The sequence below is a fragment of the Bowmanella dokdonensis genome, assembly GCF_017254865.1.
Lineage (GTDB): Bacteria > Pseudomonadota > Gammaproteobacteria > Enterobacterales > Alteromonadaceae > Bowmanella > Bowmanella dokdonensis.
This window is the reverse complement of record NZ_JAFKCV010000001.1, coordinates 405,493-420,108: the sequence shown is the minus strand read 5'-3', so window position 1 is coordinate 420,108 and position 14,616 is coordinate 405,493. Positions and strand designations below refer to the sequence as shown.

Annotated in this window: 9 protein-coding genes; 4 read left to right on the top strand and 5 right to left on the bottom strand. The window is 55.1% G+C overall.

Annotation, left to right across the window (positions count from 1 at the left end):
- The first annotated feature begins 1 nt into the window (after position 1).
- Positions 2-1,987: a winged helix-turn-helix domain-containing protein gene (locus J0A66_RS01920; RefSeq protein ID WP_206572073.1), complete on the top strand. Its 1,986-nt coding sequence runs from the start codon at positions 2-4 to the stop codon at positions 1,985-1,987.
- Positions 1,988-2,019: 32 nt separating this feature from the next.
- Here the strand turns inward: J0A66_RS01920 and J0A66_RS01915 are convergent, their stop codons facing one another.
- Entirely contained in the window at positions 2,020-4,230 is a 2,211-nt protein-coding gene (locus J0A66_RS01915) for a DUF5916 domain-containing protein (protein ID WP_206572072.1), read from the bottom strand.
- Between the two features lie 178 nt (positions 4,231-4,408).
- Here J0A66_RS01915 and J0A66_RS01910 point away from each other — a divergent pair, with 178 nt between their 5' ends.
- The 3 genes from J0A66_RS01910 (at position 4,409) to J0A66_RS01900 (ending at position 8,741) form a co-directional block, all read left to right on the top strand.
- On the top strand, positions 4,409-5,425 hold the full coding sequence (locus tag J0A66_RS01910) for a GGDEF domain-containing protein (RefSeq protein ID WP_206572071.1): 1,017 nt from the start codon (positions 4,409-4,411) through the stop codon (positions 5,423-5,425).
- Positions 5,426-5,719: 294 nt separating this feature from the next.
- Complete coding sequence (fusA, locus tag J0A66_RS01905) at positions 5,720-7,813, top strand: elongation factor G (RefSeq protein WP_206572070.1); 2,094 nt, start codon at positions 5,720-5,722, stop codon at positions 7,811-7,813.
- Between the two features lie 130 nt (positions 7,814-7,943).
- A complete protein-coding gene (locus J0A66_RS01900) occupies positions 7,944-8,741 on the top strand; it encodes a hypothetical protein (protein ID WP_206572069.1) in 798 nt (265 codons plus the stop codon).
- Here J0A66_RS01900 and J0A66_RS01895 read toward each other — a convergent pair whose 3' ends face one another.
- From J0A66_RS01895 to nuoL, 4 genes are all read right to left on the bottom strand, one after another.
- The gene (locus J0A66_RS01895; protein ID WP_206572068.1) at positions 8,742-9,794 is read right to left on the bottom strand and encodes an aldo/keto reductase; all 1,053 of its coding nucleotides are present in this window, start codon (positions 9,792-9,794) and stop codon (positions 8,742-8,744) included. It lies immediately after the preceding gene.
- A gap of 129 nt (positions 9,795-9,923) precedes the next feature.
- On the bottom strand, positions 9,924-11,357 hold the full coding sequence (locus J0A66_RS01890; RefSeq protein WP_206572067.1) for an NADH-quinone oxidoreductase subunit N: 1,434 nt from the start codon (positions 11,355-11,357) through the stop codon (positions 9,924-9,926).
- Positions 11,354-12,811 (bottom strand): complex I subunit 4 family protein, encoded by a 1,458-nt coding sequence (locus tag J0A66_RS01885; protein ID WP_206572066.1) that lies wholly within the window; start codon positions 12,809-12,811, stop codon positions 11,354-11,356. The genes J0A66_RS01890 and J0A66_RS01885 overlap by 4 nt, the downstream gene beginning before the upstream one ends.
- On the bottom strand, positions 12,799-14,613 hold the full coding sequence (gene nuoL / locus J0A66_RS01880; RefSeq protein ID WP_241263946.1) for an NADH-quinone oxidoreductase subunit L: 1,815 nt from the start codon (positions 14,611-14,613) through the stop codon (positions 12,799-12,801). Before nuoL ends, J0A66_RS01885 begins: the two co-directional genes overlap by 13 nt.
- Positions 14,614-14,616 lie beyond the last annotated feature (3 nt).

Here is a 14,616-nt window from a genome sequence, read left to right as displayed (position 1 = left end):
CGTGAGTCAGGCATATAGACTTAATGACTGGTACGTGTTTCCGTTGCAGTCTGAACTCGCTCTGGCGCCGGACGGACAGAAGATACAGCTGGAAGCACAATTGATGGCCCTGTTGAGCTATCTGGTCGCCCACCCGGATCAGATTATCACCCGGGATCAACTCGCCGAGGCGCTCTGGTCCGGCATGGTTGTCGAAGACAACACCATCAGTAAGGCGATCACCAGATTACGCCAGGTCTTGGGGGATGATTCCCGTTCCCCCACCTTTATCAAAACCATTCCTAAGCGCGGGTACAGACTGATTGCACAGGTAACACCTGTTCGCCAAACTGACGCCAGCAGGCCGGGTTCACCGCCAGCGGTTCGTCTATCAGTCATTTTGATTTGCGCCGCTGGTTTATTGTTACTGGCCTGGTTCTTCGTAAAACCTTCCCCTCCACTTCTTTACCAGTCAAAGCTGCTTACGAGCCTGCAAGGCCTGGAAATTAATCCGTCTTTTTCGATGAATGGTCATGAGTTTGCCTTTGTTCATAGGACTGCACAAACCAACCAGTTGATGGTGAACCGGGACAGTGGTCCCATTGCGGTAAGGGAACTTGCCGCGGATGCGTCCTTTCCGCAATGGTCACCCAAGGCGGACAGTCTGTTGATTGCCGCGCCCCAGAGTTGCGAAATTCTGCTACTGGAACGTCCCGGTTCGCCACAAATGGCCCAAAGAACCTGGCCCCAGTGCACGGCACCAATGCTGCCCGTTCTCTGGCAAACGAAGGGAGAGGGATTTTACTTTGTTCACGACAATCAGTTGTTTCGGCAGTCCCTGGCGACGCTTATTCCCGATCCCATGCCCCAGGTTGGCATAGAGAACTCCCTGAACTGGTTTGATATCAGCGCACAGGGCGATCGCATCGCCTTGTTGTATGTCGATAGCAGGGGACATTCTCAGATCAAAATTAAGAGCCTGGGCAGTGGACAACTGATAAAGGAGATATCCCTTACCTACCCTCTTTCTGCGTTTCGCTGGCATGTGCAAGGGGATTCACTCTTACATGTCAGTGAGCACCCGTCTCAGCATGTTATCCGACAGTTCCTGGAAGGCAGACAGACTGTGGTCAGCTCGGCAGAGTTCGGCTACCTGGAGCAAGTGGTCCCTATAGGTAACAGCCAGGCGTTGGCCGTAACCAGTCACTATGTAAACCGCAACCTGGCACTTTGGGATAAGGCCATCTCCCCTATGGCGGTTAACTCATCGACACCGGATTATCTGGGTATGCTCTCACACCAGTCAAACCAATTGGCCTTTGCCTCGAAACGTTCAGGGACGGCGCAAATCTGGCTGAGCGATGGCAATGGCAACCCGCGCCAACTGAGTCAGTTTGAACCGGGACAGTTCATTTACGACCTGGTCTGGTCACCGGATGACGCATTCGTACTTGTCAATGCCAGCCAGTCATTGTTTGTCATTGACGTAATAAAGGGGCAGACATTGCACCTGTTCAGCAGTGACAGACAACTCAGTTCCCTGGGGTGGCTGGATACGGATCAGATATTCTATATCGCTGCAGATAAGGACAGCGCTGAACTGCTGCAACGCTCTCTGCTTGGCGGCAGACCCAGCATGCTGGCCGCAGGCATTGCGCAAGCCGCCTTTATACGCGAAACCAACCAGTGGTTTGTCCGGCCGACCGGCCAGGACAGGATTTATACAGGTGACTCACCAGAGCTTGCCGACCGGCTCGTCTATCAGTCTGATGCCGGGAAGCTGAGGACCTGGCAGGTCCATGGGCAACAGCTTTACACCGCAGAGCTGGATAAAAATAACCGACAGTTGGTTTTCTACCGGATAGAGGATGGACTTGCCCAACAGCTTTATCAGCAGGCCGCAGACAGAGTTTACGCGCAATTCAAAGTGACGGGAAAAGACCAACTGGTGTTGACCACTGTTACCACAAATGAAGCCAACATCGTGGGGCTGTACCCCGCGCATTAAACGCGGGACAGAGGGCGCGTTTACCACAAGAATTAGAACCTGTAATTCAACTTGAGCAACAGATAGTTCTCCTGGGGCTCCCGCCAGGTCCGTTCAATCAGTTCGGTACGGCCGACATTTAAGTCCTCCCCCTCTTCAGCACCGCTTCTGGCATAGACCACATACAGGTCCGACAAGGGTGCCAGTCGGTATCGATATCTGATCTGCATGGACAAGGCCGAGCGAACGATGTCCTCTGGGCGAGCAGCCTGTGGAATCAGCTCAACGTCTGACACCTGATAGCCTTCCCGGGCCGCCGCCTTTAGTCCGTACCATTCCATCTTCCAACTGATATCCGAGTTTGTGGACAAACGGCTATTCAGGTTCAGCCCCCACTTCTGCAGCGTCCGACTGTAACGGTTGACGGCTCCTGCCCCCCGCCCTATCAGCCAGTCATCGCTGTGAATGTGCTGGAAATTTAGCTCCACCCTGACATTGTCGGTGACAAACCACTTAGTATTGATATCTGCTCTTCGCGCCCAGTCATCCAGCCCCTCCTGATAAAAGATGCCGGCAAGATCGTAGGAAAATGCGCCGGAGGTCGGTGACAGCACTTGCACTTTAAACCAATGCTGGGCAGGTATCCCTACCTTGCCATATCCCCGGGCAATCAAGTCGTCGATACCCGAGCTGCGGCGTTCGGCAATACCTACCCAGGCATAGCGACTCTTTAAATCCATTCTTACCACCGCGCTGTGTACAGAAGGAAGCTTATCCCCGTCGGTATTCTGTGAGTGCTCCGCGATACCTTGCAGATAGATGCGGCGAAAAGTCGAGTCAGAAGGAAAGTCCACCAGGCTATGTTCCCCGGTATATCTGGCCCGCAGAAGATTGTTTCGCGGTAAATACCCCAGATCCTTTAACTCCAGCTTGTCGGAAAAATAGCTGAATTCGAACAGGTTATTCCAATTCCTGGCAGGCCTGAAGGCCGCACTCAGGGTGGCGGCAGTGCCTGTGGTGTCTTCACTTTGTTCTTCGACCCGGGAGGCCAGAATGTTACCAAAAAGGCTTGTCTGTTCCGATATACGGTAGTTGAAATCCAGGTTGCTCATTGCCGCTTTGCGTGAGGTTTGTGGGCTGTCCACAAAGGTGGTGAGCTGCCCCAGAGACCAGTCCTGAGCGCTGTGCAACCAGCGTCCGGCCAGAAATGTTGCCCCGGCAGATTGCGGCATGTGTTTTTCACGCGCATAAAACAAACCCACATCCGCAAATGACAGAGAGTGAATGCTTTTGGCGGCCACGGAGATTTCCTGTACCCCCACTCCATCTGATGAAGTTCCGCCAATGCGACGAGTATGAAACAGCTTCAGATTGTCCGGCCCACGGACATCAAACAAGCTTTGGTTCTCGGCAAAAAATGGCCGTTTGTCACTGCGCAGGGTTTCAATGCTGGTGTAGTTCACCACCAGCTCATCTGACTCCACCTGGCCAAAATCAGGGTTTAAGGTCGCCAGGAACTGATGGGCTGAATTAGGTTTATAAACCAGGTCAAGACCAAGCTGATGGTCCGTCACCCCATCCTCCACCTGCCACTTTCCGGAGAAGTAAGGGGTGGCCGACCAGTTGCCAGGTTGGCTGACCTGCGCATCGAAGGGCTGAAAATCATAGGTAAAAGTGTTCAATACTCGACTGGTATCGGGGAAGAAGTAAATCTCCTGGGCAGCGATGTTATAACGCATGAACGACACCGCCATATTGTTTGTTTCGGCAACGCCAGAGGACCGAAAGGTCGCCACCGACCAGGGAATAAAATACTCACTGTACCAGGCTTTCTCGTCTTCACTGACGGCGACAGTCCATAAGCCATCCCAGTCCCGGTTCGACTCATTGCCCCTGGTGTAGGTACCGTCCATGGTGCCGCCACCCAGGGTGGCAACAAACTCGTAGGCGGTGTTACCGCTGCCGTCGAAATCCAGGTAGACAATATTGAAGTCAGCGCTGGTGTACTGATCATGACTGCTGTAACGCCGCGAACGTTCCTCTTGCTGATTGATGATACCGACGTAGATCCCCTCTTCGTCGGTCAGTAACATTGCCCGGGTCCGCACCGCCGGCGGCTTGCCGGTATTGGGCATGGTCTGGACAAAGTCCTTATACACTGTGGCATGCTGCCAGGCTGTTTCATCCAGCTTGCCATCGATTTGTATGGCACAGGCTGAAGGAAGCAAAAAAAAGTACGTAACGAGAGATAAACCGCTTTTCACTGACACTTCCTCTTATTGGTAAGAGCAGGCAAGCTATGTAAACGGAGAATGAAAGAGGTGACCGAAAGGTGACGGAGTCGGGATAAAGTTCGGAATCAACCCCTAACGGCTAAAGACAAGGCGACACATAGAGGCCATAATTGCCCAACGGTTGATCGAGTCCCATGCAGGTCACAAGATGTCAGATGAATTGGAAAGATCATTTCAAGTTCTTAAGCAGACCATTCCCCTGCTGATCAAGCATCATATTTCGGCTATCCCCACCAACTATGCGCTCTGGTATACCTATGCCAGTAACCAGTCTGAGCAATTGAACCAGCAACTGGATCGACTGGTGGCGGACGACCAACCCATTTCCCCCGCCAGAGCCAAGGAGCTTTATCGCCTGCATCTGGCCGACGATCAGGAAGTGGATGCCTGGCAACTCAGGCAGTCACTGGAAGCCATGCTGGTAGACCTATCCCAGTCTCTTAAGGACACCCGGGACGATACACAAAGTTTCAAACAGGCCATCGACAGCCGCCTGTCTGACCTGGACAAGGTAGAAAGAGAAGGCTGGTCTGTGGAGGAAGTGATGGAGCTGGTTCGCTCATTGGTGCGCGAAACCCAGCATATCCGCACCAGCACCCTGGACTTCAGTGCCGCCTTGGTCACGGCCGAGAAGGAAATAGCCGAATTACGCGCCCAGCTAAAAGCCAGCCAGCAGGACGCCTTATACGATGCCCTGACGGGTCTGCATAATCGCCGCTATCTGGAAGATGAATTCAGGGTGATGCAAGCCGACAAAGGAACTTGTCTGATCATGGTAGATATCGATCATTTCAAATCCATCAATGATGAGTACGGCCATCAGATGGGCGACCGGGTGCTCAAGTCTGTGGCCAAAAAGCTGCAGGACAGCTGTCGTGACAACGCAATGGCCTTTCGTTTCGGCGGTGAGGAATTTGCCGTGTTGATGCAGGGAAGTCAGCTTGGTCAAGCCATCCATAAGGCCGATGTGATGCGTCGAACCATTGAAAAGATGACGGTGTCTGACCGGCGTACCGGCAAGATTCTCAAGGGCATTACCGCTTCGTTTGGCGTGGCTGAATTCAAAAATGGCATGCGTCAGAGCGATCTGCTGGAACAGGCCGACAAACAGCTTTACCAGGCCAAGACGCTGGGCAGAAACCGGGTGATGCCAATCAAAGCCTGAGTCCTTCCATATATTTGGAAGAGCATTTGTTGTTTTAACGGGGATCGACAAAGATTCACATGCGTTTCCCGTTCACTTACTATACTCTCTGCACACAAAGACAGGGAGGCTGCAGCATCGATACCCTCGGTGGGGCCGAATAGCCTTCCAGCCAGTCACTGTATCCAGCGCCAATACAGCCCAGACCACCCAATAAGACAAAATTTGCACAATATTTTTGTTTGGGGCGGTATTTAATGGTGAATTCCTGTATACTTGCGCGCGATTTTTTTTCCCAAACTTGTGAAGGAAACCATGGCAGATTTATCCCATTATCGAAATATCGGTATTTTCGCCCACGTTGACGCGGGTAAAACTACCACTACTGAACGTATTCTGAAACTCACCGGCAAGATCCATAAACTGGGTGAAGTGCATGACGGTGAGTCCACCATGGACTTCATGGAACAGGAAGCCGAGCGCGGTATTACTATCCAGTCAGCAGCAACCACTTGCTTCTGGAAAGATCACCGTTTCAACATCATCGACACCCCCGGACACGTTGACTTCACCGTTGAAGTATATCGTTCACTGAAAGTGCTGGACGGCGGTATCGGTGTATTCTGCGGTTCGGGCGGTGTAGAGCCCCAGTCAGAAACCAACTGGCGCTATGCCAACGATTCCGAAGTATCCCGTCTGATCTTCGTGAACAAGCTGGACCGTATGGGTGCCGATTTCTATCGCGTCGTCGAGCAGGTCAAGCGCGTACTGGGCGCCACCCCGCTGGTGATGACCCTGCCTATCGGTATCGAGGACCAATTCGTCGGTGTGGTCGACGTACTGACCAAGAAAGCCTATGTATGGGACGACTCCGGCCTGCCGGAAAACTATGAAGTGAAAGACGTGCCTGCCGAGATGGTGGACAAGGTCAACTCATACTATGAGAAGCTGGTTGAAACCGCTGTAGAGCAGGATGACGACCTGATGATGGCTTACATGGACGGCGAAGAGCCTTCCATCGAAGATCTGAAGCGTTGTATCCGTAAGGGTACCCGTGATCTGGCCTTCTTCCCCACTTACTGTGGTTCTGCTTTCAAGAACAAGGGTATGCAACTGATCCTGGACGCGGTAATTGATTACCTGCCGAATCCAACCGAAGTGCTGCCTCAGGACATGACAGATCCGGAAACGGGCGAGCCTACCGGCGAAACGGCCAAGGTCTCTACCGATGAGCCTTTCCGCGCCCTGGCGTTTAAGATCATGGACGACCGTTTCGGCGCCCTGACCTTCGTCCGTGTCTACTCCGGCAAGCTGAACAAGGGTGATACCATCCTTAACTCGGCCACAGGCAAGACTGAACGTATCGGTCGTATGGTGGAAATGCACGCCAATGATCGTAACGAACTGACCGGCTGTCAGGCGGGCGATATCCTGGCCTTCGTCGGTATGAAAAATGTCAAGACCGGTCACACCCTGTGTGATCCGAACCATCCTTGTACGCTGGAACCCATGATCTTCCCTCAGCCGGTGATCTCCATCGCCGTTGCGCCTAAAGATAAAGGTGCCTCTGAGAAGCTGGGTAACGCCTTGTCCAAGATGATCGCAGAAGATCCGACCTTTATCGTTGAAACAGACGAAGACTCCGGTGAAACCATCCTCAAAGGCATGGGCGAACTGCACCTGGATATCAAGGTCGATATCCTCAAGCGTACCTTCGGTGTGGAACTCATTGTCGGTAAGCCCCAGGTGGCCTACCGTGAAACCATCACCAAGGCCGTTGAAGATTCTTACACGCACAAGAAGCAGTCTGGTGGTTCCGGTCAGTTTGGTAAGATTGACTACCGCATCCGCCCAGGCGAGCCAGGCACGGGTTACAAGTTTACCTCCACCGTTGTGGGCGGTAACGTACCCAAGGAATTCTGGCCCGCTATCGACAAGGGCTTCAAGAGCATGCTGGACGAAGGCACCCTGGCCGGTTATCCGGTACTGGATCTGGAAGTGGAACTGTTTGACGGTTCATTCCACGCCGTTGACTCCTCGGCCATTGCGTTTGAAATCGCCGCAAAAGGCGCTTTCCGTCAGTCCATTCCTAAGGCTGCCCCGCAACTGCTTGAGCCAATCATGAAAGTGGACGTATTCACCCCAGATGATCACGTTGGTGACGTCATCGGTGACCTGAACCGTCGCCGCGGCATGATCAAAGATCAGGAAGCCGGTGTGACTGGTGTACGGGTTAAAGCCGATGTTCCCCTGGCCGAGATGTTCGGTTATATCGGAACCCTGCGTACTATGACATCCGGCCGTGGCCAGTTCTCCATGGAGTTCTCACACTATCTGCCATGTCCGCAGAACGTGTCAGAGAAAGTCATTGAAGAAGCCAAGGCAAGAAAGGCCGCTGCCAAGAAATAATTCTTGCTGAAGCTTTGTGCCTGAATAAAACCCCGTTGCCGAAAGGCGCGGGGTTTTTTATTGGGGGCGAGTTGTGTGAAACTTGGTATTATGTGAAGTTAACAGACAGACTGACCGCCAGAGAGGATCCATGTCCAAACCAGACGATATGCCAACCATCCAGTTGGACCAGGAAGATCGTGAAGCCTATCTGCATAAACGCAGCAAACAGCCTAAGCAGACCGTCACAGATAAAGAACCGGCACCCAAGCAGACGAGTGCCAAAGGCGGCAATAAGGGCCTGGTCATCTTTACCCTGTTGCTGGCTCTGGGTGCACTGGCGGCCAGCGGTTGGTTGTTCCAGCAGACCCGTTTGCAGCAGAGTTCACTGGTCGAGGCACAGGATCGTATCCAGGAGCTGGAAAACAAGCTCTCCGCAACGGGTGAGGAGATGGGCGAGTCAACCGTCGCCCTGCAGGCCAAACTCAAGGCTGTAACGGAAAAAACCGACGAGTTGTGGGAACAGATGGACAAGCTGTGGGCCTCGGCCTGGCGCAAGAATCAGTCGGAAATCCAGAGCCTTGCCACCACGGTAGATAAACTGAGCAAGGGCCAGCAGGACACCAGTCAGAAGGCCCGGTTACTGGAGTCAGATATCAGCCTGGCGGCGACCCGCCTGACGGCCATCGAAGAACAGTTCAGTAAACTGCAAGCCGGCCAGGACAGGATGCAAAGCAGTCTGCAAGCCCTGTCGGCCGAGCAACCCAAACTCAGCAGCCAACTGGATGAGATCCGGGCAGGCCTGAGGGAGAGCCGCCAGAGTCTGCAGGAACTGGGCCTGCGTCTGACCGATCTGGAAGATATTGTTAAACGTCCCACCGCCATGGTCCAGCCCCTGCCCCCCGGACCCGGAGCCGAAGATCCCACGACGGTGGGACAGCCGGAATAATCAGAAGGGCATGGGGTAGCGATGCATGATCTGCCCCACCGCGTCCAGCTGTTCGCCCGTCAGGGGGCGCTTAAAAGCCGCGATATCCTCTTCCAGCTGACCCATACTGGTGGCGCCGATAATAGTGGAGGTCACCCCGTCCACCTGATCACACCAGGCCAGCGCCAGTTGTGCCGCGGTCAGACCAAAGTCACCGGCCAGCGACATATACTCCCTGACCGCAGCCTGAGCCGCTTGTGTATCACGGAACAGGCCATTTCGCTGGAGTAAGGTCCAGCGCGAGCCTTGCGGACGCTGGCCTTCCAGATATTTACCGGACAGCATGCCTCCCCCCAGCGGCGACCAGGGCAGGTAGGCCATATCGGAACGCACACAGTGTTCAATCAGATAAGGCCAGTCCTTAGTGTGCAGCAGGCTGAATTCGTTCTGGATAGAGACCATTTCCGGCAGACCGTGTTTTTCACTCAGGCGCAGATACTCAGCCATACCCCAGGTGGTGTCATCCGACAAACCGCAATACCGAATCTTGCCGGCTTTAACGCAATCATCCAGGGCCTGGAGGATTTCCAGCATCTGGTTTGAGTGGGCCTGAGTATCCACGTCTGTGAACCGGATTCTGTTCGGCCATTGTTTGCCAAAATGGGGGCTGGTGCGTTGGGGCCAGTGCAACTGATAGAGATCGATATAGTCCGTCTGCAGACGTTTTAAGGAGGCATCCACCGCCTGGAGAACAGTCTCACCCGAAATCTCCGCCCCGTTCCGGATATGCGCCAGGCCGCCGCCGGCGATCTTGGTGGCCAGCACTATCTGCTGCCGTTTTTCTGAATGACGTGACAACCAGTTGCCGATAATGCGCTCAGTGGTGCCGTAAGTGTCCTTGTCCGGCGGCACCGCATACATTTCTGCCGTGTCGATAAAATTGATGCCCTGCGACAAGGCATAGTCCAGTTGCTGATCGGCATCCTGCTGATTGTTCTGTCTTCCCCAGGTCATGGTGCCCAGACAAACCCTGGAAACATTCAGACCACTGCGGCCCAGTTTGGAATATTGCATGTATGACTCCCTTGGCAATGATCATTGCAGATACGGCCGATGAAAACATATGGATTAGCAGAAGCAAAGGGTAACCGGGTAAAGCGCACAGAAAAGGTCAAATTCGCCGGCTTTTCCCACAGGGATGGTTCAACCCAATAACAAAAGTCTGCCGAGATGGTCACCCAGCAGACCGGGTAGCAGACCCAATACCAGCAGACTGCCGGCAATCAGCCCCAGCCATAGCTTACTAAGATAGAAGGCCGGCGTGCTGTGACGCTGTTGATCCGGTTCGGCGAAAAGGGAGAAGATTACCCGCAGGTAGTAATAGAGTCCCACCGCACTGCCTATCAGCATGGCCGACAACAGCCACCAGGCTGACAGCTTCACTGCCAGGGTCAGCAGATAGAACTTGCCGATAAAGCCCACAGTAACGGGCATACCGGCCAGTGACAGAAACGCCAGGGCCAGGATCACCGCCAGCCAGGGATGTTGCCAGAACAGGCCGCGGATTTGCTCTATCCGGTCCACATCCTGATCGGCATCCAGCCTGGACAGGTTGGCCAGCACACTGAAGATCAGGATGGACGCGATCAGGTACGCCAGCAGGTAATACGCAGCGGCTTCAAGCACCAGACGATGGTCCAGATCCATGGCAATGACCGCCGCCACCAGCACGTAACCCATATGGGCTATGGCAGAATAGGCCATCAGCCGCTTCAGATTGCTTTGTTGCAGTGCCAGCCAGTTCCCCAGCAACATGCTGGCGATGGCCATCCAGCTCAGCATGCGGATCAGATCCTGCGCAAAACCTTCAGGGATCATCAGCATCAGTTTGATCAGCAGGGCAAACACAGCCGCCTTGGACAGGGTGGTCAGCAGGAGGGTGGAGTTCAGCGGCGCCCCCTGATAGACATCCGGCGTCCAGAAATGCAGGGGCACCAGCGAGAGCTTAAAGGCCAGCGCCGCCACCACCAGCACCATCCCCGCCTTACCCAGCAAGCCTGGACTCACTGCCAGCATTTCTGTCAGCAACAGTTTGCCCGTCACAGCATACAGGATGCCAAAACCCAGCAACATCAGACTGGTCGCGGCGCCGGAGAGCAGCAGATACTTGATGGCCCCTTCCAGGGAATCACGCCGTTGGCGGTTGTAAGCCAGCATCGCCAGCATTGACAGGCTCATCAGTTCAATGGATATCAACACCCCAGCCACATGGCGGGCCATCACCAGCAGCATGGCGCCCAGGGTGGATAACAGCAGCAGCAAATAGAATTCTTCGCTGACCTCCCGGCTCTGTCCGCCGCTGTAGGGTCCCTGCAAAAAGGCCACCGACAAACCGGCCAGCAACAACATCAGGGTGAAAAATGCACCCACTGGCTCATGTTCAAACAGCAGGGTCAGGGTCTGAGCCTGACTGGGATACCAGTATAGATGGGCTGCCAGTGTGAGCAGCAGGATCAGCAGAGTCAGGCCCCTGGCCAGTGCAGCATGGCGCTGCCAGGACGTTTGCAGCATCAGTACCAGGATCCCGGCGCTCAGCAGCAGAACGGGGGATAGCAGCCAGAGTTCATTCAGGCTCATGGACGCACCTCACTGAAACTGGCCAGCGCAACCAGCTTGTCGAGACTGGCCGCACTGACTTCCAGCAGAAGATGGGGCTGCAACCCGAAATACACCAGCGCCAGCACCATCACGGCGCAGAACCCCAACTCCCGTCCCTGCAGATCCTGTACTTCTTTGCCGGGTGGCCCCTGGAAGGCCCGCTGAAACAGCTGCAGTCCGTAAAGTGCTGAGCCTATGATACCCAGAGCCGCTACCATGGCATGGGCCGGATAAACGGCGAAACTGCCCAGCAGCGACAACAACTCACCGTTGAAGTTGGCCAGTCCAGGCAGACCGATACCGGCCATGACAAACACCAGGGTCATGGTCGCCATGCGTGGCGCACTGGTCCAGAGCCCGCCCATATTGCCCAGTTCACGACTATGCAGCCGGTGCTGCAACATGCCTGCCATGCAGAAGAGCGCCGCGCTGCTGATGCCATGGGCGACTATGGTCAGGATTGCTCCTTGGAGCGCAATAGCCTGCCAACTGAACAGGGCAAGGAGGATAAAACCCATATGGCTGATACTGGAGTAGGCCACCAGGCGCTTGAAATCCGTCTGGCTGAAGGCCATCAGCGCCCCGTAAAGAATACTGATCACTCCCAGTGTCACCGCCACAGGTGCAAAGTTCATGGCGGCTTCAGGAAAGAGCGGCAGCAGGATACGGATAAGCCCATAAGCGCCGGTCTTCAAAAGGATGCCTGCCAACAGCACGCTGCCGGCAGTGGGCGCCTGGGTGTGGGCGTCCGGAAGCCAGGTATGCAAAGGCACCGTGGGCAGTTTGACCGCAAAAGCGACGAAAAAGCCCAGCATCAGCCAGAACTGACTCTCACCCGGCAGGTCCAGATGCTGCAATTCGGCAAGGCTGAAACTCAGGGTGCCCTCAATCTGCTGGTGGAACAGGGCCAGGGCGATAATGGCAATCAGCATCAGCAGACCACTGACCTGGGTGAAGATAAAAAACTTGATGGCCGCATAGCGCCGGTTTTCATGGCCCCAGATCAGGATCAGCGCCGTCATGGGCAGCAGCATCACCTCCCAGCACAGGAAAAACAGAAACAAATCGGCGGCCAGGAAGACCCCGTTGATGCCCGCCACACTGAACATCAAACTGAAGTGGAAAAAACCCTGACGCCTATCGATCTCCTGCCAGGAAACCGCCAACGCCAGTATTGCCAGCAAGATGGTCATCACCACCATCAGTTGTGCCAATCCATCGTATAACAGCGCAAAATGGATGTTGAAGCGGGCAAACCAGCTCAGGCTCAGTGCACTTTCACCCATTGCGGCAAGATAGAGGCTAAGCAGCAACAGCAACAGCAAACCGGCCAGACTCACCCAGTTGCCGGCGCCACGCTGGCGGTGCTCCGCAAGCCAGCTTAACAGCCCCAGCAACAGCGGCGCCCAGATCAAACCACTCAGCGCCACCATAACAATCCTCCCAGCATCAGGAAGCTGCCGGCAAGCGTTCCATAAAGATACCAGCGCACACGCCCGCTTTGGGTCAATGTCAGCAACTGATTGATGGACAGATTCAACCAGGCAATAAAGCGATAAGGACTATCCAGCATGTCGGCCTTGTTCAATCCGACGAGACAACCCAGGGGTTTTACCAGCGCCTTGTCGTACAACCAGTCAAACCCCAGGCCGCCCTGCAGCCATTGGGATAAGGCGCTCTGTCTGGCTTTCTCGGAAGTTCCTGGAAAATACCACCACCAGGCCAGCAGCAGTCCCAGCAGGGCAACGCCTACGGGCAGCCACTCCAGATACCAGGCCAGGTGTTGCGCCGGGCCTGAGGCAAACACGCCGCCAAAGTCCAGCGCTATCCAGCCTCCGGCCAGCGACAGTAAAACCAGCGGCCACAGCGGCAACACAAAAACGCTGGTCGCCGGGAATTCGTCAGGCCTGTGGGTATGCCCCGGCTTGCCAAAACAGACCATAAAGAACAGGCGAAAACTGTACAGGCTGGTCAGCAACACCCCGAACAGAGCCACCGCCCACAGAGTGGGGCCTGCGGTCTGGGCCTCCCAGGTGGCGGCCAGGATGGCTTCCTTGGAGAAGAAGCCGGCACTACCCGGTACACCAACTAATGCCAGCAGCCCAATCAGCAGGAAGCTGCTGGTCAGCGGCAGACTCCTGAACAATCCGCCCATTCTGCGAATGTCCTGCTCATGGTGCAGTTTGAGGATAATGCTACCGGCAGTCAGGAATAGCAGGGCTTTGAAGAAGGCATGGGTCATCAGGTGGAAAATAGCGCTGTCATAGGCCATGGCTCCCAGTCCCAGGAACATGTATCCGATCTGGCTCATGGTGGAATAGGCCAGCACCCGCTTGATATCGGTCTGGGCCAGAGCCGCCAGTCCGGCCAGCACCAGGGTCAGGGCACCTGTCCAGGCAACAAGGGACAGGATCTGGGGCTCAAACAGCGGGTGCAGCCGGGCAATCAGGTAGACGCCGGCAGTGACCATGGTAGCTGCGTGGATCAGTGCGCTGACCGGTGTGGGACCGGCCATAGCATCCGGCAGCCAGGTCTGCAGCGGTAGTTGGGCCGACTTACCCACCGCGCCGCCGAGCAGCAACAAACCTATCCACCAGAGGCTGTCGCTGGCGTCTGCAATCTGTCCCTGCAGGATAGCCTGGATGGATAGACTGCCAAACTCGGCAAACAGCATCAGCAGCCCGATCATCAAAGCGGTGTCGCCCACTCTGGTAACGACAAAGGCTTTTTTAGCCGCCTTCACATTGTCAGGCTCCTGCTGCCAGAAGCCAATCAACAGGAAACTGCACAGACCAACCCCTTCCCAGCCCAGATACAGCAGCACCAGGTTGTCTCCCAGCACCAGCATCAGCATGGCAAACACAAACAGGTTCATATACACGAAAAAGCGTTGCACATCCTTGTCCCTGGCCATATAGGCGGCAGCATACCAGTGAATCAACCAACCCACGCCGGTGACCACGGCCATCATCAGCATGGACAATCTGTCCAGGTACAGGCTGATATTGACCGGGGCCTGATCTAGCGGCAGCCAGTTAAACAGGTCCTGCTGGACAGGTGCTCCGCCCAGTTGATAGAACTGCCAGCCCACCAAGGCGGTCAACAGGGCAGCCAGGGTCATGGAGCCCACGCCCATCAGCACGACGCCCATCAGAGGCAGGCGCCCATGCAGCAGTATCAGCAGCAGGGCGGAAAGCAGCGGCAGCAGGGGGATAAAATAAAGCCAGTCCAGCATAGT

Excerpts from the sequence above, each read along its gene's own strand:
- J0A66_RS01900 (WP_206572069.1), top strand. The coding sequence starts at position 7,944 with ATGTCCAAACCAGACGATATGCCAACCATCCAGTTGGACCAGGAAGAT.
- J0A66_RS01910 (WP_206572071.1), top strand. The coding sequence starts at position 4,409 with ATGTCAGATGAATTGGAAAGATCATTTCAAGTTCTTAAGCAGACCATT.
- nuoL (WP_241263946.1), bottom strand. The coding sequence starts at position 14,613 with ATGCTGGACTGGCTTTATTTTATCCCCCTGCTGCCGCTGCTTTCCGCC.
- J0A66_RS01890 (WP_206572067.1), bottom strand. The coding sequence starts at position 11,357 with ATGAGCCTGAATGAACTCTGGCTGCTATCCCCCGTTCTGCTGCTGAGC.
- J0A66_RS01885 (WP_206572066.1), bottom strand. The coding sequence starts at position 12,811 with ATGGTGGCGCTGAGTGGTTTGATCTGGGCGCCGCTGTTGCTGGGGCTG.
- fusA (WP_206572070.1), top strand. The coding sequence starts at position 5,720 with ATGGCAGATTTATCCCATTATCGAAATATCGGTATTTTCGCCCACGTT.
- J0A66_RS01895 (WP_206572068.1), bottom strand. The coding sequence starts at position 9,794 with ATGCAATATTCCAAACTGGGCCGCAGTGGTCTGAATGTTTCCAGGGTT.